Source organism: Streptomyces sp. NPDC090499 (genome assembly GCF_044769305.1).
GTDB lineage: Bacteria > Actinomycetota > Actinomycetes > Streptomycetales > Streptomycetaceae > Streptomyces.
The window spans coordinates 1,697,214-1,714,280 of the sequence record NZ_JBIVXP010000001.1; the positions used below are offsets into that span (position 1 = coordinate 1,697,214).

Consider the following 17,067-nt stretch of genomic DNA (forward strand, 5'->3'; position numbering starts at 1 on the left):
GGGTTCTACCGGCAGTACTCCATCATGTCGGGGTCGTAGTTGCCGGTCGGGTCGCTGCGCCGCAACGGGTTGTTGTGTCCGTAGGCGTAGCCGTTCAGCTGCTGCGGGTCCGCCGGGACGACGACCGCGTCGGCGCTGAGGAAGCGGCCCGTCTCCGGGTCGTACTCCCGGGCTCCGAGATGGGTGAGGCCGGTCGGGTCCTGCGTACCGCCCACGAAGCCCTTGGTGCCCGGCCAGCTCCCGGCCGACGGCACCGTGGCGCGCACTCCGCCGAAGGGCAGGGTGCGGCGCTGCACCAGGGCCTGGGTCGCGGCCTCGACGGCGAGTTCGCCGGTGCCGTGATGGTCGGCGACGACGAAGGAGAGCGTGCCGTCGCCCTGAGGCGTCGAGTCACCTCTGGGCTTCCACTTCGGCAATCCGTGCTCGTACCCGCTGGTCGTCGGCGATGGCCTTCGGCAACCGTGTCCTGGAGTTCGGCTTCGCCGACACGACCTGCTCGGCCGTGAGATGGAACGTTCCTTGCAGATCCGTGCCGCGGATATCGGTGCCCCGCAGGTCGGTCGCTTCGAATCCGGCCTGGTAGAGGTGTGCGCCCTGGAGATCGGCATCCCGCAGATCGGCTCCCTTCAGATGCACGCCCTCCATCCGCGCGCCGCGCAGACGCGCCCCGCGCAGGTCCGCATGCCACAGATAGGCCTTCCGTAGCCAACTGCGGCCCAGGTCAGCAGCCCTGAGGTCCGCGTAGTTGAGATTTGCGTGGTCCAAGTGGGCTCCATAGAGGTACGCGTCGCGGATGGCGGAGTCATGGAGATCGACGGTGACGGCGTCGTGACGGCGAACGCTCTGGGTGCGCAGCACCTCCAGACTCGCGGAGACATCGGCAGCCAGAGTGGTCGGGATGTCGAGCTTTACGGCGGACGTGATGCGGGATCCCTGGTCGGGGGCGTGCTCGCGCACGAAGGCACAGAGGATCCGGACGATGGCCGGCCGGTCGGGGGGCGAGTCCTTCATGATGCGCTGGAGAGCGAAGATCCCGCCGATGCGCTGGTCGACGGAGCGCGCTCCGAGGTTGGTCACCGCGGCGTTGTAACGATCGGTGATATGCCCGTCCCTGGCGATCTCGAGTTGTGTCTTTGCCTGGTTCACCGAGGCATAGGTGAAGACGAGCGCAAAGAGTGCGGCGACGCCCGGCAACAGCGTCGCGACCATCGTGGCCGTCTGAACGCGGAGCAGGCGTCTTTCCATGGGCGTGATGGTGTCCGGACCTGATCGGCTCCTTTGATCCGGGCCGCCTCCCGGCGGCTCCCCTGTCGGGTCCGGTGGCGCTTCGCCCGACTTCTCGTCCCCACGTGCGGGCACTCTGTCACGATTCCATCCGAACCAGCTCACCATGTCACATATTCCAACGCACCGGACCGAGGCCGAGCTATCCGTCGATCCGGTGAGGCTTGAGCACACTGTCCCGAGTCAGGTGGAGTCACCCTGCTACGGGCTCTGGACCGTCCCGTCCGCCGAGATGTGGGCGGCGTGCGAGCCGAAGGACTCCTCGGACACGCTGGAGACAAGGTCGATTGCCTCGCCGCAGGTGCTGCCCGAAGGCGATCGCGGACAGGCCGATTTCTACTCACGCCCCGCCCGCGTCACGCTCTCCGTTCCCGGACTGTTCCCACGCGAACAGAGAGCGGAATTGATCTGCATCCATCGTCATTGAGCGCCATCGAACGCCACGCTTTTGTCCCGATATTCCACATCGCCGCAGGTCACAGCCGCGGAAGCGCGGATCGGGGGCCTTTTCGCATCTGGTCCGGGCGAACGCGTCGTTGCCGAATCCGTGCCTCAATTCCCGCCCGCATGCTGCAGGTTGCGGGCTTCTTCGCCCTGTCGCGCCGGGCCGGCCGCGTGCCTGCGCCCCGATGCCCGCGCCGGTCCACGGCAGCCGCCGGAGGGTGCGTCCCGCTGGGGTCGTGCCCCGGTGCGAACGCTGCTCCGGCGGTGCTGTCCTGGACACCTCCGGTGGCGCAGCGGACCGGACGGGTCACCGACGGTCACCGGCAGTCGCGGCCGCTCGGGCCCCGTCCTTGTCTCCTGTGCACCGATGTCTTCTGTGTCACCGAACCGTGCCGTCGAACTTCGCCGTCGAACTCTGTCACCGAACCGGAAGGCGACCACACTCACATGTCTCCCGAACTCCAGGCTCCGGCCGGCCGCCGCGGATTCCTCAAGGGTGCCGCCGGCGCGCTTGCCGTGCCGGCGGCCGCCCTCGTCGGCGTGGGCGCGTCGGCCGAGCCCGCCCGTGCCGACGCGGGCGGGCTGCCCGACTTCGCGCCGGTACCGGCCGCCGCGGCCGGGCCCAAGGTGAACGAGGCCGGCTACTACGTGGGCCGGATCGCCGGAAACCTCTACTGGGTCACGGACTCCTACTACCAGGCCATGTTCCTGACGACCCCGCGGGGCGTCGTCCTCGTCGACGCGCCGCCGACCATCGGGCACAACCTGCTCCGCGCCATCGACGACATCACCCGGGCCAACGGCCGGCCGGGCAGGGTCACACACCTCGTCTACTCGCACTCGCACGCCGACCACATCGGCGCCGCCGGTCTGTTCGGAACCGATGTCGTCCGGATCGCACACGCCGCGACGGCCGGCCTGCTGGCCCGCGCGGCGGACCCCAACCGGCCGCTGCCGACGGTCACGTTCCACGACACGTACCGGCTCAAGGTCGGCGGAGAGACCCTGCGGCTGGCGTACCACGGCCCCAACCACTCCCCCGACAACATCTTCGTCCACGCGCCCGAATACGACACCCTGATGCTGGTCGACGTCCTGTACCCGGGCTGGGTGCCGTTCAGGAACCTCGCGGTCTCCCAGGACATCCCCGACTGGATCAAGGCCCAGAGCATCGCGATGGACTACCCGTGGGAGACGTTCGTCGGCGGCCATCTCGGGCGGCTCGGGGTCCGCGCGGACGGCGCCCTGCAGATCCGGTACATGGACGATCTGGAGGCCAGCACCCGTTCGGCGATCGCCTCCGTCGACCCGGCCCCGTTCTTCGCCAAGTACGGCGCGCAGGGAAACTCGTGGGCGATCTTCAAGACGTTCCTCGACGCGGTCGCGGACGCCGCCGCCGCTCCCGTGGCCGCGAAGTACACCGGGGTCCTTGCCGCCGCCGACGTCTTCACGCGGGACAACGCCTGGACGCTGCTGGAGTCCCTGCGGATCGACGCCGGTGTCCTCGGGCCGTTCGGCGTGCACCCCTGAACGACTGGGGTGGATCCCCGGTGCGAGAGCACCCAGGGTCCTGGTCTCGTGTGCACATGCCGGGTCAGGACACCCACACAAGAGAGGCCCAGCCATGACCGTCCCCCTTCCCCTTCCCGTGGTCTTCATCCACGGACTCTGGCTGCACAGCACCTCCTGGCAGCCGTGGATCGACCTGTTCCGCGAGGAGGGCTACGACCCGTCCGCGCCCGGGTGGCCGGGCGACCCCGGCACCGTCGAGGAGGCGCGCCGGAATCCCGGGAGCATCGCCGACCACGGCATCGACGACGTCGTCGCGCACTACGCGGCCCTGATCGAGGCCCTGCCCGTGCGGCCGATCCTGATCGGCCACTCGTTCGGCGGGATGATCGCGCAGAAGCTGCTCGGCCAGGACCGCGCCGCCGCGGCGGTCGCGATCGACGCCGCGCAGATCAAGGGCGTACTGCCCCTGCCGCTGTCCGCGCTGAAGGCGACGCTCCCGGTCTTCAGGAACCCGGCCAACAGGCACCGGTCGGTCTCCCTGAGCGCGGAGCAGTTCCGGTTCGCCTTCGGCAACGCCGTCGCGGAGGAGGAGTCGGCGGCCCTGTACGAGCGCTGGACCATCCCCGCGCCGGGCAAGCCGCTGTACGAGGCCGCCGCCGCCAACTTCAACCCCCATTCGCCGGCGAAGGTCGACACGGACAACAGCGGGCGCGGCCCGCTGCTGCTCGTCTCCGGCGGCAAGGACCACACGGTGCCCGAGGTCGTCACCCGGGCCACCCTCAAGCAGTACCGGCACTCCGAGGCGGTCACCGACATCATCAGCTTCCCCGACCGCGGGCACTCGCTGACGATCGACGGCGGCTGGCGCGAGGTCGCGGACACCGTGCTCACCTGGCTGCGGCAGCAGGAGCTGGGGGCCGGGCGGTGAACTCCGGTCCCCGGGCCGCCGCAACGTCCGGTGCCGACGCGGGCCTGGCCGGGGAGACCGTCGTGGTCACCGGGGCCGGGCGCGGCATCGGGCTGGCCGTCGTCGAGGGCTTCCTCGCGGCCGGCTCCCGTGTCGTCGCGGGTTCCAGGGAACGCACCGAGGCCCTCGACGAGCACGTGAAGCGCGGGGCCGAGCTCACCGTGGTGGAGGTCGACCTCGCGACGGCCGACGGTCCGCCCGCGCTGGTCGCCGAGGCGGTGGCGGTCCATGGCGGTGTCGACGTCCTGGTGAACAACGTCGGGGCGGTGCGGCCGCGGGTGGACGGCTTCCTGGGCGTGACGGACGAGGACTGGGAGTGGACGTTCACGGTCAACCTCATGGCCGCCGTCCGGGCCACCCGGGCCGCCCTGCCGTACCTGCTCGCCACCGGCGCGGGACGGATCGTCACCGTCTCCTCGGTCAACGCCCGGCTGCCGGACCCGCTGGTCATCGACTACGGGGCGGCGAAGGCGGCGCTGACCAACTTCTGCAAGGCGCTGTCCAAGGAGGTGGGACCCCGCGGTGTGCGGGTGAACACCATCGGTCCCGGACCGGTGGAGACGGCACTGTGGCAGGGCGCCGGCGGCGTCGCCGACACGGTCGGCCGGTCCCGGGGCGTCGACCCCGGGGAGGTGGCCCGGGGCGCGGCCGGCCAGTCGGTGACCGGCCGCTTCACCCGGCCGTCGGAGGTCGCCGACCTCGTGGTCTACCTCGCCGGTCCCCGGGCGGCGAACATCACCGGCGCCGACTTCGTCATCGACGGCGGCCTCGTCGAATCCCTCTGACGCGCCGTCACGGCACGCGTCCGTCCCACCGCCCCGTCCCCACCGCCCCGGCGCCCCGACCGCGCGCCGGCCCGCCGAACCCACGAAGGGCAACCGACATGCCGTACATGACCGTCGGCCAGGAGAACTCCGCCGACATCGAGCTGTACTACGAGGACCACGGGAGCGGGCGGCCCGTCGTGCTGATCCACGGCTATCCGCTGGACGGCCACTCGTGGGAGAGGCAGCTCCCGGCCCTGCTCGACGCGGGGTACCGGGTCATCACCTACGACCGGCGCGGTTTCGGCCGGTCGTCACAGCCGACCACGGGCTACGACTACGACAGTTTCGCCGCCGATCTGCACGCGGTGCTGACCGGGCTGGAGCTCACCGACGCGGTACTCGTCGGGTTCTCCATGGGCACCGGGGAGGTCGGCCGCTACCTGGGGACGTACGGCTCGCAGCGCGTCGCCAAGGCCGCCTTCCTGGCTTCCCTCGAACCGTTCCTGCTGAAGACCGACGACAACCCGGACGGCGTCGACCAGTCCGTCTTCGACGGCATCCTGGAGGCGGTCACCAAGGACCGCTACGCCTACTTCACCGCCTTCTACGAGGCGTTCTACAACCTCGACGAGACGCTCGGCAGCCGGATCAGCGAAGAGGCGGTGCGGGCGAGCTGGAACGTGGCGGCGGGCGCCTCGGCGTACGCGTCGGTGGCGTGCGTGCCCACCTGGATCACCGACTTCCGCGCCGACGTCGCCAAGATCGACGTACCGGCGCTGATCCTGCACGGCACCGCCGACCGGATCCTGCCGGTCGACGCCACCGGGCGGCCGTTCCACGCGCTGCTGCCCTCGGCCGAGTACGTCGAGATCGAGGGCGCCCCGCACGGCCTGCTGTGGACGCACGCCGAAGAGGTCAACGCCGCGCTGCTGGCCTTCCTGGCCAAGTAGCCGCCCGGCTCGGCCGCGCACCGGGAGCCTGCTCCGCGCGCTCACCGGCCGGCGCGTCCTCGGACCGGGGTCACCCCCCGGTGCGAGCGGTACGTCGGCCGGTGTGGAATACGCCCCGTCGGCGCGGTCGGTGCCGACGGGAAACGGACCCGAGGAGTCGGCGATGACGAGATCCGGAGCGCAGGGGATGACGGATCACGCCGGCGTGCCGCTGGTCCACGGCCGGCCCCGGGTCAACGGGGTCGACCTGCACTGTGCGACGGGCGGCAGCGGCGATCCGGTCGTCCTGATCCACGGGGTGCCGAAGACCATGTTCTTCTGGCGCCACGTCATCCCGCTGCTCACGCCGCACCACACGGTCGTCGCGGTGGACCTGCGGGGGTTCGGCGGCTCCGGACGTCCGGTGTCCGGGTACGACACGCGGACCCTGGCCGCCGACGTCGCCGCGCTCATGGCGGCGCTGGGACACGACCGGTACCGGGTGGTGGGCGAGGACTGGGGTGCGGCCGTCGCCTACGCCGTGGCGGCCTTCCACCGCCCGAAGGTCGTCCAACTCGTCTTCCAGGAGACCAGACTGCCCGGCCTGCCGGTTCCCGCCCTCGGGGCGCTCGCCGCCGAGGATCCCCGCACCGGCTGGCACCGCTCGCTGTTCGGCCTCCCGCACTACCCCGAGCTGCTGCTGGCCGGCCGTGAGCGTGCGTTCTGGACGTACTTCATGCGGCGGATCATGTGGGACCCGAGTGCGTACACGGACGCCGACGAGGACGAGTACACCCGGGGGCTCGAAGAACCGGGCGGCAACCACGCGGTGTTCGAGCTGTACCGGGCGACCGAGACCGACGCCGACCAGAACCGGCCGCAGTTCGCCGTCCCGCTGGAGTGCCCGGTGCTGGCCGTCGGGGGCCGCGCCTACCTGGCCGCGGAGCCCGGGGAGCAGATGGCCCGGGTCGCGCTGAACGTCACCTCTGTGGTGATCGAGCGGGCGGGGCACAACATCCCGTTGGAGGCACCCGCCGAACTCGCCCGCCAGTACCTCGACTTCTTCGCGGCCGCGCAGGAGGTCAGTCCTGGCTCGCCGGGTCCGGTTCGCCGACCGCGCGGGGGATCCGCCTCCGGGAGGTGATGCCGAGCTTGCGGAACACCTTGTTCAGGTGGAACTCGACGGTCGAGGCGGTGACGAACAGCCGTGTCGCGATCTCCCCGTTGGTCAGTCCCGCGGCGGCCAGGGCGGCCACCTGCCGCTCCCGTGGTGTGAGATCGAACCTGGTCTCCTCGGTCCGCCTGCGGGCGGTCTCGCCGGTGGCCAGCAGCTCCGTCCGGGCCCGCTCGGCGTAGGGCGCCGCGCCGAAGGCCTCGAAGCTCTCGTACGCGGCGCGCAACTGCTTCCTGGCATCGGAGCGCCGCTTGCGGCGGCGCAGCCACTCGCCGAACAGCAGCCGGGCGCGGGCCCGTTCCAGGGCCAGCGGACCCTGCCCCAGCAGTTCGACCGACTCCTGGTAGAGCTTCTCGGCATCGTCGCCCCGGGCCGTCAGCGCCCGGCCGAGGGCCAGGGTGCCCAGGGCCCACGGTGTACCGGCGAGCGGCGCCCGTTCCGCCAGCCGGCGCAGGGCCCGCGCCGCGCCGTCCGGGTCGCCGGTGCGGACACCGGCCTCGACGAGCAGCGGCAGGACCAGATTGCCGCAGGTCGCAGGGTCCTCCTCGAAGACCGCCCACGCGTGCTGCATCGCCTGCCGGTAGTGGCCCTGCCCCAGCTCGAACAGGGTCAGCGCGTGCTGCGCCATCAGCTGGAGCACACCGTGGCCCAGGCTCCTCATCCCCGCGGCCCGCCGCACCGCCGCCCGCAGTTCGGCCTCCCGGCCGGTCAGTGCGAACAGGTGGAGCCGGTTGATGTCCCCGCCGCCGGGGAACCCGGTGGCAGCCGCGATGTCGTCGAACTCGGCGTAGCGGGTCTCCGCCTGCGTGAACCGTCCGTCCAGGAGGTCGTAGCGTGCCTCGACGAGCAGGGTGATGCCCAGTGCGTACAACGCGCCGGCGGCTCTGTCCGCCGCCGCCAGGCGCTCGGCGAGTTCCCGCCCGGCCTGGGCGTCCCACAGATCGTCGCAGGCCATCAGCAGCATCACCGCGAAGGGACTGTGCGCCTGCTCGGTCCCGCGGCCGCGCCGCAGTCCGTCCAGAGCGGCACGCAGCACGGGCGCGCCGTGCTCGTACCCCTCGGCCACGCGCCGCGCCAGGCCCTCCATGAGCAGGTCCCGGCCGCGCACCACGGGGTCCGGGTCGTGGCGTGCGGCGACGACCGCGGCCCCGACCTCGGCCAGCGACGTGCCCCGTACGGTGTCGTGGGCGACCAGCGCGGCGTGCAGTGCCTCGCTGAGCAACTCCGAGGTCAGCCGCGGGTCCCGCGCTCCGAGCCGGGTCACGGCGTCGAGCAGCATCGCCGGGACGTCGGCGACGGCGAGCTGGAACATCTGCGCGGTCGCCCGCATCCGCAGCTCGCGGGTGCGCATCACGGGGTCCCGGATGTCGGCGCCCGCCCGTTCCAGCGCGGCCCCTGCCGCCGGTGCGTCGCCGGACGTCAGATGGGCCTGTGCCGCGTCCAGCAGCCGCTCGGCCCGTTGGTCGGGGTCGCCGGTGAAATCGGCGGCGCGTGACAGGAACAGGGCCTGCTGGGAGTGGCCGCCGCGGGAGCGGGCCCGCTCGGAGGCGGCCTCCAGGTCGTCGGCGACGTCGTCGGCCACGCCCTCGGCGGCCTCGGCCCGGTGCCAGGCGCGGCGGTCGGCGTCCGCCACCGGGTCGCAGGCGGCGGCCAGTGCCGCGTGTGCGCGGCGGCGCTCGCCGGGTTCGGCGGCGGCGTAGACCGCCGAGCGGATCAGGGGATGCCGGAAGTCCGGCGGCGTGTCCGGGGCGAGGATTCCCGCGCGGACCGCCGGCTCGGCGGCGCGGGCCGACAGGCCCAGCCGCCGGGCGGCCCGGCACACGGTTCCGGTGCCGTCCGAGGGGGCCGCCGCGAGCAGCAGCAGGAGGGCTCCGGTCGCCGGCGGCATGGCGCGGACCAGGCGCCGGAAGTGCCCCTCCAGCAGCCTGCCCACCGGCAGCGGATCGGGCAACGGGGCGACACCGGAGAGCTGTTCGGCGGCGAGGGTGTCGGCCAGCTCCAGCAGCGCGAGCGGGTTGCCGCCGGTACCGGCGACGATCCGGTCGGCCACCGCCGGGTCCACCCGCCGGGTGCCGGCCGAGAGCAGCACCCTGGCCTCCGGCTCCGGCAGGCCGGTCACGGGGTGCACGCTGAGCGCGTCGAACAGGGCGTTGTCCCCGAGCCCGTCGCGGACGGCGATGATCAGGCCCAGGGAGTCGGCGTGCAGCCGGCGGGCGGTGAACGCGAGCGCCTCGGCCGACTCCCGGTCCAGCCATTGCGCATCGTCGAGCAGCATCAGCAGCGGCTGCTCGGCGGCGGCCTCGGACAGCAGTGTCAGCGTGGCCAGCCCGACCAGACAGCGGTCCGCGGGCGGCCCTGAGACGAGGCCGAGGGCCGCCTCCAGCGCAGCCCGCTGCGGTCCGGGCAGCCGGCCCGTCCGGTCCAGGAACGGCCGCAGCAGCCGGTACAGCGCGCCGAAGCCGAGACCCTTCTCGGGCTCGACCGCGGTCAGCCGGACCACACGGAGTTCCGCGGCCCGGTCCGCGGCGTACCCGAGCAGCCGGGTCTTGCCGATCCCGGGTTCGCCGGTCAGGACCAGAGCTCCGCCGAGGCCGTCGCGCACGGTGTCGAGCAGTCGTCCGATGGCTTCGCGTTCGGGGTGGCGGCCCACCATCGGCGTCTCGGACGCCGGCTGGGCCCCGTTCCGCCCCATGGCACCGCTCCCCTCTTGTCGATGTCCTGACATGGAGAACGCTAGGAACGCCGTGCGGCCGGAAGCGAGCGTCATGTGACGGTGGTCAGCGCAGTGCGCCGACCACCGTCCGCAGTTCGGCGCGCGAGGCCACGCCCAGCTTGGGGAAGATCCGGTGCAGGTGCGAGCTGACGGTGCGGTGCGAGAGGTAGAGCCGCTGGCCTATCTCACGGTTGGTCAGCCCGTCCGCGGCGAGCCGGACGATCTGCAGTTCGTGGGCGGTCAGCCGGTCCCGGGCGTCGGGGTCCCGGCGGCGGCTGGTCTCGCCGGCCGCGCGCAGTTCCTGGCGGGCCCGCTCCCCCCAGGGGATCGCGCCGAGCGCGTCGAACATGTCGCGGGCGGCACGGAGGTGGTCGCGGGACTCGACCCTGCGCCGCCGGCGCCGCAGCCATTCGCCGTAGGCCAGGTGGGTGCGGGCCCTGATCAGCGGCCACGCGCCGAGGTCGGCGGCCAGCGCGGCCGCGAAGAGCGGGTCGGCGTCCTCGTCGGCGGCCAGCAGTGCCCGGACCAGACGCAGTTCGGCGTGCAGGACCGGGGCGGGGGTCACCGTGGCGACCTCCTCCAGCTCGGTCACGACCGGGAGCACGTCCGCCAGCCGCCCGCAGTGCGCCGCCGCGTCGACGAGGTCGCCCACGGCCGTCAGCCGCAGGGCGATCTGGAACGCGGGGTCCGCCGGATCGTGCAGCCTGCGGAAGTGGCCGAAGGCCTCCTCGAACCGGCCCGCGCCCAGCGCGGCCAGCCCGCGTGCCGTGGACGCGGTGGCCAGCACCGGACGTGCCCCGGCCGGCAGTCCGATCCCCTCCGCCTCCTCGGCCAGCGCGAGGGCGGTGTCGGCCTCACCGCGCAGCGCGGCCAGCTTGGCCGCGGTGGCCGTCATCAGCGCGTACATCATCGTCTGGCTGGTCTCGTGCGCCAGCCTCCGTGACTCCGCGGTCGCGGCGATCGCCGCGCCGAGGTCGCCGACCACGAGGGCGCTCCACGCGTCCGCGCCGACCGTCCGGGCCAGCAGTCCCAGGCGTCCCTGGGCACGCAGCGGTGCGCCGCCGGCCGCCGAGAACGCCCGCGTCAGGTGGAAGCCGCCGACCAGCAGCGAGGCCGTGCTGAGCATGCGGTAGGCGCGGCCGTCGTCACCCTCCTGCGGGACGGCGCGCCGGGCACGGTCCAGGACGTAGGCACCGCGTTCGACCGGCGCGGCGTAGGCGCAGATGGCCAGCCGCCACGGATCGAGTTCGTCCAGCTCCATCCGCTCGACGGTCTGCAGCACCGTGCGGCGGGCCGCCGGGCCCGGATCGGTCCAGAAGCACAGCTGCGCGGCGCTCCACAGGATCCGCAGCGCCAGCGCACGGTCCTCCGCCGCCATCTCCTCGGCGAGTGCCGTCAGCGAGTTGGCGCCGGACGAGTGGCTGAGCAGTCCCTCGTCGAAGCTGCCGCGAAGCCAGACGACCGTGGCGTGCTGGCGCCGGGACAGCGGCCCGGTGAGCGCCTGGTCCAGCAGCCGGGTCACGGTCTCGGGCCGGCCGAGCTCGACGGCGAAGTCGGCGGCCCGCAGCAGCCGTTCCGCTCGGCGGTCGGTGTCCTCGCTGAGCGCGGCGGCCTGTTCGAGGGCCGTGACGGCGGCCGCGATGCCGCCGCGGCGGGCGGCCCGGTGCGCGGCGTCCTCCAACGCGGCGGCGACCGCCTCCTCCGGGGCGTGCGCCGCCGCGGCCCGGTGCCGTAGCTGCCGGTCCGGGTGTTCGCCGAGCACAGCGGCGAGGGCGGCGTGCGCGGCGTGCCGGACGCCGACGGGCATGGTCTGGTGGATCGCCGACCGCATCAGCGGGTGCCCGAACCGCACTTCGGTACCGACGACCTGGACGAGCCGGGCGCGCACGGCCGGCTCGAGTTCCGCGGGCCCCGCCGTGACGCCGGTGAGCCGGCGGGTCGCCCGGCAGATCTCGGTGAGCGACGGGCTGTCGTCGAGAGCCGCGATCCGCAACAGACTGCGGGTGATGTCGGGCAGGGTCTCCAGGCGGTCGGTGAAGGCCTGTTCGAGCCGCTCGGTGAGCGGCAGCTGGGGCAGGTGCGGATCGGCCGACGCGCCGAGGGTGCGGGAGAGCTCGGTCAGGGCCAGGGGATTCCCGCCGGCCTCGGCCAGCAGCCGGCGGTGCGCGGTCGGCCGCAGCTCCGGGGCGCGTACCGCGAGGAGTTCCGCGGCCTGGCCGTCCGTGAGCGGGCCCAGGGTCACGGAGGTGAGTTCGTCGGAGTTCAGACGCGAACGGTAGCCGTCACGTGCGGCTCCCACCACGACCACCGGCTCGGTGCCGACCCTGCGCGCGACGAAGGCCAGGACGCTGGCGGTGGCATCGTCGAGCCACTGGACGTCGTCGACCAGGACCAGCACCGGCGCGGCCGCGGCCGCGTCGGCCAGCAGGTTGAGGACGGCCAGACCGACCAGGAAGACGTCGGGGACAGCTGCCCCGGCGTGCCCGAGAGCGGTGTCCAGCGCCTGCCGGTGCGGCGCGGCCAGTTCGGCGGCACCCGCGGCCAGCGGGCGCAGGACGAGCTGCAGACCGGCGTAGGGGATGTCGCTCTCGGCCTCGGCACCGCTGGTGCGCAGGACCCGGTAGCCGAGCCCCTCGGCGAGGGCGGCGGCCTCGGCGAGCAACGCCGTCTTCCCGATGCCGGGGGCCCCGCGGACCAGCACCGCGCTCCCGTGGCCCCGCGGTTCGGCGAGCAGCCGGCGCAGCAGATCCAGCTGGTCGTCCCGGCCGATGAGCTCCACGTTCCCCCCACCGACCGGGTCCCCGGACCCGGTCTTCTGGAAGGTCAGGTTACTGCGCCCCTGAGCCGGACCCCAATACTGGATTGACTATTCCACAAAGTGGGCTACTCTTGCGCCATGGCACGCACCAGGGAATTCGACATGGACCGGGCGACAGACCGCGCGATGGACCTGTTCTGGCGCCGCGGCTACGCCGAGACCTCCCTGCAGGACCTGCTGCAGGAGCTGGCCATCGGCAGCGGCAGCTTCTACGCGGCCTTCGGCTCGAAGGAGCAGCTCTACGTCCGCGCCCTGGAGCGCTACACCTCGCTCCAGGGCGGCGACCTGGCGAAGGCCCTCGACGGGCCGACCGGCATCCGGCCCGCGATCCGCAAGGTGCTCAGCTCCATGATCGAGACGGACCTGGCCGACCCCACGCGCGGCTGCCTCGTGGTCAGCGCCTCGACGCAGTGCGCCGAGCAGCCCGCGACGGCGGACCGGGTCACCGCCGCCATCCGGCAGGTCGAGTCCCTCCTCGCCGGCGCCCTGGAGCAGGCGCAGGCGCGGGGCGAGATCGCGCCGGACAAGGATCCGAGGAAGCTGGCCCGGTTCCTCACCACGTTCATCCAGGGGATCCGCGTCGTCGGCCTGGCGCGCACCGGCCGGGAGTTCACGGAGGACGCCCTGGACACCGCAATGCGCGCACTGGACTGACCGCCGCAGGCCGGCTCCGCCTTCGCGGCGCCCGCACGGCCGCCACTCGTACCGTAATTATGTATTGACCAATCCAGAAACCGATCCGGAAAGAGACTGTCATGGAACTGCACCTCAAGGACAAGGTCGCCGTCGTCACCGGGGCCGGCAAGGGCATCGGTCTGGCCCTCGTCGAGAAGCTGGCGGGCGAGGGCGTCAAGGTCGTGGCCGGCAGCCGCTCCGCCACTCCCGAGCTGGACGCCCTGGCGGCCCGCCACGACATCACGTTCGTGCCGGTCGACCTGTCCACCGCAGCGGGCGCCGAGTCCCTGGTCCGGCAGGCCGTGGAACGGCACCGGCGCCTGGACATCCTGGTCAACAACGTCGGCGCCGCCGAACCGCGCGAGTCGTTCCTCAAGGTCGACGACGCCGACTGGCAGCGGATCTTCGACCTGACCTTCTTCAGCGCCGTCCGCACCAGCCGCGCCGCCCTCCCCCACCTGATCGCGGCGGGCGACGCGGCCATCGTCAACATCAGCTCGATCAACGCCCGGCTGCCCTTCCCGATGGTGGTCGACTACTCGGCGGCCAAGGCCGCACTGACCAACCTCAACAAGTCCCTGTCCGAGGAGTTCGCGCCCCAGGGCGTACGCGTCAACGCCATCGCTCCGGGCCCGGTCCGCACGCCGTTCTGGACCGCGCCGGGCGGCTTCGCCGACGCCACCGCCGCGGCCGCCGGGTCCACCGCGCAGGAGGCGCTGGACGTCATCGTGCCGCAGAGCATGGGCATCACGTCCGGACGCATCAGCGAGGCACACGAAGTCGCCGACCTCGCCCTGTTCCTCGCCTCCCCGCTGGCCGCCAACATCACCGGCACGGAGACCCTCGTCGACGGCGGCCAGACCAAGACACTCTGAGGCCCGCGCACAGCAGAGCCGTTCACCGTCAGAAGACCAACCCGAGCGGATCCGGGTACACGGTCGCGGACGCCACCCAGTGGCTCCTCGCCGCCGGCTTCGCACCCACCGCCCCGCGGCCGACCCACGAGCCGCACCACCGGCCAAGCGCCCAGGACGACGCCCGCACCACCGCCGGAGCCCCTAGGACGACGCCCGCACCACCAGCTCCGCCGGCAGGACCGCGTGCCGCCGCTCCAGCTCCCGGGAGACGGCCGGGCGGCGGTCGGCGATCTCGGCGAGGAGGAGATCGATCATCGCGCGGCCCATCTCCACTATGGGCTGGCGGACGCTGGTGAGCGGCGGCTCCATGTGGCGGGCGATCGCCGAGTCGTCGTACCCGACCAGCGCCACGTCGTCGGGGATGCGGCGGCCCGCCTCGCGCAGCACCTGGCGGGCGCCCGCCGCCGTCACGTCCGAGCCGGCGAAGACGGCGTCGAGGGCGGGGTGCCGGTCCAGCAGCACGGACATCGCGCGCCGGCCGCCCTCCTCGGTGAAGTCGCCAGGCTCGATGAGGAGTTCGTCGACCTCGTGACCGGCGTCGCGCAGGGCGTCGCGGTAGCCGTCGACGCGGCGCTGGGCGCCGTAGACGTCCAGGCGGCCGGTGATGTGCGCGATGCTGCGGCGGCCGGAGGCGAGCAGGTGCTCGACCGCGGCGCGGCCGCCGCCGTAGTTGTCGGAGTCGACGGAGGCCAGCGTCTCGGCGGCGGAGCGCGGGCCGCTGATCACGGCCGGGATCTCCAGCTGGGCGAGCAGGTCGGGCAGCGGGTCGTCCGCGTGCACGGAGACCAGCAGGACACCGTCGACGCGGTGCGCGGCCAGGTACTGGGCGAGCCGCTGCCGCTCCCGGTCGCTGCCCGCGAAGATCAGCAGCAACTGCATCTCGGTGTCGGAGAGTTCGGCGCCGACACCGCGGAGCATGTCCGAGAAGTACGGCTCCGCGAAGAACCGGGTCTCCGGCTCGGGGACGACCAGGGCGATGGCGTCGGTGCGGTTGGCGGCGAGGGCGCGGGCGGCGGTGTTCGGGACGTAACCGAGCTCCTCGACGGCGGCCTCGACGGCGGCCCGGGTGGCGTCGCTGACCCGCGGCGACCCGTTGATCACCCGCGACACGGTCCCGCGCCCGACCCCGGCCCGCGCGGCCACCTCTTCGAGGGTGGGCCGACCACCACTACGCCCCCGCGCTCCGTGGCTTGCCATGGGCTTTGCCCTCCTCGCCGACGTACAACTCGCTGGCCTGGAATCTAACAGTGCCGCACGTCAACGTAACCGCGGCTGTTTTGTCATGACATGTACCGCCTTCACGTCGCGGCCGGGGTTTAGCTAACAGGCCGATAACTGAACGCGGTTCGCCACGCCCGCTCCCTTGACACCCCGCTCCGAACCGGCGACTCTTCAACACATCACTGGTGGGAGCGCTCCCACAGTACCTGACACATACACATCCCGCACGTTCCCCGCCCGAGCCGCAGCGAGAAACAGACGGGCCCAACAGAGCAGTTGGCCGGGGGGTCGGCACGTCAGGGCAACAGGAGGACGTAATGCGAGCACGTACCCGAACCGCCTCGCACAGGGCGGTGGTCCTGGCGGCCGTCTTGGCACTCGGAGGAGCGCTGCTGGCCGGCTGCGCGGACGACAGTGGTGGCAGCAGCGACGGCACCAGCGGTGGCGGCAAGGGCAAGACGACGATCACGCTCGGTCTGTTCGGCACCTTCGGCTTCAAGGAGGCCGGGCTCTACAAGGAGTACGAGAAGCTCCACCCGAACATCACCATCAAGGACACGTCGGTCGAGCAGAACGCGAACTACTACCCGGCGCTGGTGAACCACCTGACCACCAACAGCGGCCTGATGGACGTCCAGGCCGTCGAGGTCAGCAACATCGCCGAGGTCACCAGCACGTTCGCGGACAAGCTGGAGGACCTGTCCAAGGTCGACGGCGTGTCGGAGAGCAACTGGCTGGACTGGAAGTGGAAGCAGGCCACCACCAGCGGCGGCCAGACCATCGGACTCGGCACCGACGTCGGTCCGCTCGCCATCTGCTACCGCAAGGACCTCTTCCAGGAGGCCGGACTGCCCACCGACCGCGACGCGGTCGGCAAGCTGTGGGCGGGCAGCTGGGACAAGTTCGTCAGCGTCGGCGAGCAGTACAAGAAGAAGGCGCCCTCCGGGACCACCTTCATGGACTCCCCCGGTGGTCTCCTGAACGCGATCCTGTCCAGTGAGAGCACCAAGTTCTACGACTCCTCCGGCAAGATCATCTACAAGACGAACCCGGCCGTGAAGAGCGCGTTCGACACCACCGCGAAGGCCGCGCAGGAGGGGCTGGTCCAGGCGCAGACCCAGTTCCAGCCGTCCTGGAACAGCACGATCGCCAACAACAAGTTCGCGGCGATGTCCTGCCCGCCGTGGATGCTCGGCTACATCAAGGGCCAGTCGAAGGCGGACGCGGCCGGCAAGTGGGACGTGGCCCAGGCACCGAAGGCCGGCAACTGGGGCGGTTCCTTCCTGACCGTGCCCAAGAGCGGCAAGAACGTCGCCGAGGCCGAGAAGCTGGTCGCCTGGCTGACCGCACCCGAACAGCAGGCCAAGCTCTTCAGCGTGCAGGGCTCCTTCCCGAGCGCGCCGTCGACGTACACCTCGGCGGCGGTGACCGGCGCCAAGAACGACATGACCGGTGACGCCCCGATCGGCACGATCTTCGCCGCGGCCGCCAAGAGCAGCCCGGTGCAGGTCATCGGCCCGAAGGACCAGATCATCCAGGACGGTCTGGCCAACAACGGCGTCGTCCTCGTCACCAAGGGCAAGACGGCCGCCGAAGCCTGGGCGACCGCGACCAAGACCATCGACAACAGTCTGGACAAGTGACCG

At 72.3% G+C, this 17,067-nt stretch carries 13 protein-coding genes; 8 read left to right on the forward strand and 5 right to left on the reverse strand.

Annotation, left to right across the window (positions count from 1 at the left end; translation table 11 throughout):
- Positions 1-5: 5 nt before the first annotated feature.
- Positions 6-416, reverse strand: a complete 411-nt coding sequence (locus ACIQVL_RS07860; protein ID WP_403434324.1) for an RHS repeat-associated core domain-containing protein — start codon at positions 414-416, stop codon at positions 6-8.
- Positions 391-1,245: a pentapeptide repeat-containing protein gene (locus ACIQVL_RS07865; protein WP_403434327.1), complete on the reverse strand. Its 855-nt coding sequence runs from the start codon at positions 1,243-1,245 to the stop codon at positions 391-393. The genes ACIQVL_RS07860 and ACIQVL_RS07865 overlap by 26 nt, the downstream gene beginning before the upstream one ends.
- A 930-nt stretch (positions 1,246-2,175) precedes the next feature.
- Between ACIQVL_RS07865 and ACIQVL_RS07870 the strand changes: the two genes are divergently transcribed.
- The 5 genes from ACIQVL_RS07870 (at position 2,176) to ACIQVL_RS07890 (ending at position 7,047) form a co-directional block, all read left to right on the forward strand.
- The gene (locus ACIQVL_RS07870; RefSeq protein WP_403474720.1) at positions 2,176-3,258 is read left to right on the forward strand and encodes an MBL fold metallo-hydrolase; all 1,083 of its coding nucleotides are present in this window, start codon (positions 2,176-2,178) and stop codon (positions 3,256-3,258) included.
- 94 nt (positions 3,259-3,352) lie between these two features.
- A complete protein-coding gene (locus tag ACIQVL_RS07875; RefSeq protein ID WP_403434331.1) occupies positions 3,353-4,168 on the forward strand; it encodes an alpha/beta hydrolase in 816 nt (271 codons plus the stop codon).
- A complete protein-coding gene (locus ACIQVL_RS07880) occupies positions 4,165-4,992 on the forward strand; it encodes an SDR family NAD(P)-dependent oxidoreductase (RefSeq protein ID WP_403474721.1) in 828 nt (275 codons plus the stop codon). The genes ACIQVL_RS07875 and ACIQVL_RS07880 overlap by 4 nt, the downstream gene beginning before the upstream one ends.
- A 98-nt stretch (positions 4,993-5,090) precedes the next feature.
- Positions 5,091-5,924 (forward strand): alpha/beta fold hydrolase, encoded by an 834-nt coding sequence (locus tag ACIQVL_RS07885; RefSeq protein ID WP_403474722.1) that lies wholly within the window; start codon positions 5,091-5,093, stop codon positions 5,922-5,924.
- 163 nt (positions 5,925-6,087) lie between these two features.
- Complete coding sequence (locus tag ACIQVL_RS07890) at positions 6,088-7,047, forward strand: alpha/beta fold hydrolase (RefSeq protein WP_403474723.1); 960 nt, start codon at positions 6,088-6,090, stop codon at positions 7,045-7,047.
- On the opposite strand, the gene ACIQVL_RS07895 is transcribed toward ACIQVL_RS07890, so the two are convergent.
- Together ACIQVL_RS07895 and ACIQVL_RS07900 are read right to left on the reverse strand one after the other, a co-directional pair.
- The gene (locus ACIQVL_RS07895) at positions 6,986-9,769 is read right to left on the reverse strand and encodes an AAA family ATPase (protein WP_403474724.1); all 2,784 of its coding nucleotides are present in this window, start codon (positions 9,767-9,769) and stop codon (positions 6,986-6,988) included. The genes ACIQVL_RS07890 and ACIQVL_RS07895 overlap by 62 nt on opposite strands.
- Before the next feature lie 85 nt (positions 9,770-9,854).
- Positions 9,855-12,569, reverse strand: a complete 2,715-nt coding sequence (locus ACIQVL_RS07900; protein ID WP_403474725.1) for an AAA family ATPase — start codon at positions 12,567-12,569, stop codon at positions 9,855-9,857.
- 117 nt (positions 12,570-12,686) lie between these two features.
- Here ACIQVL_RS07900 and ACIQVL_RS07905 point away from each other — a divergent pair, with 117 nt between their 5' ends.
- Together ACIQVL_RS07905 and ACIQVL_RS07910 are read left to right on the forward strand one after the other, a co-directional pair.
- The gene (locus ACIQVL_RS07905; RefSeq protein ID WP_403474726.1) at positions 12,687-13,262 is read left to right on the forward strand and encodes a TetR/AcrR family transcriptional regulator; all 576 of its coding nucleotides are present in this window, start codon (positions 12,687-12,689) and stop codon (positions 13,260-13,262) included.
- Between the two features lie 101 nt (positions 13,263-13,363).
- Entirely contained in the window at positions 13,364-14,158 is a 795-nt protein-coding gene (locus ACIQVL_RS07910; RefSeq protein ID WP_403434350.1) for an SDR family NAD(P)-dependent oxidoreductase, read from the forward strand.
- 183 nt (positions 14,159-14,341) lie between these two features.
- On the opposite strand, the gene ACIQVL_RS07915 is transcribed toward ACIQVL_RS07910, so the two are convergent.
- Positions 14,342-15,397 carry a LacI family DNA-binding transcriptional regulator gene (locus ACIQVL_RS07915; protein WP_403434353.1) on the reverse strand — a complete coding sequence of 352 codons (1,056 nt, stop codon included), beginning with the start codon at positions 15,395-15,397 and terminating at the stop codon, positions 14,342-14,344.
- A 341-nt stretch (positions 15,398-15,738) separates the two neighbouring features.
- Between ACIQVL_RS07915 and ACIQVL_RS07920 the strand changes: the two genes are divergently transcribed.
- Complete coding sequence (locus ACIQVL_RS07920; protein WP_403434356.1) at positions 15,739-17,064, forward strand: ABC transporter substrate-binding protein; 1,326 nt, start codon at positions 15,739-15,741, stop codon at positions 17,062-17,064.
- Positions 17,065-17,067: the final 3 nt, after the last annotated feature.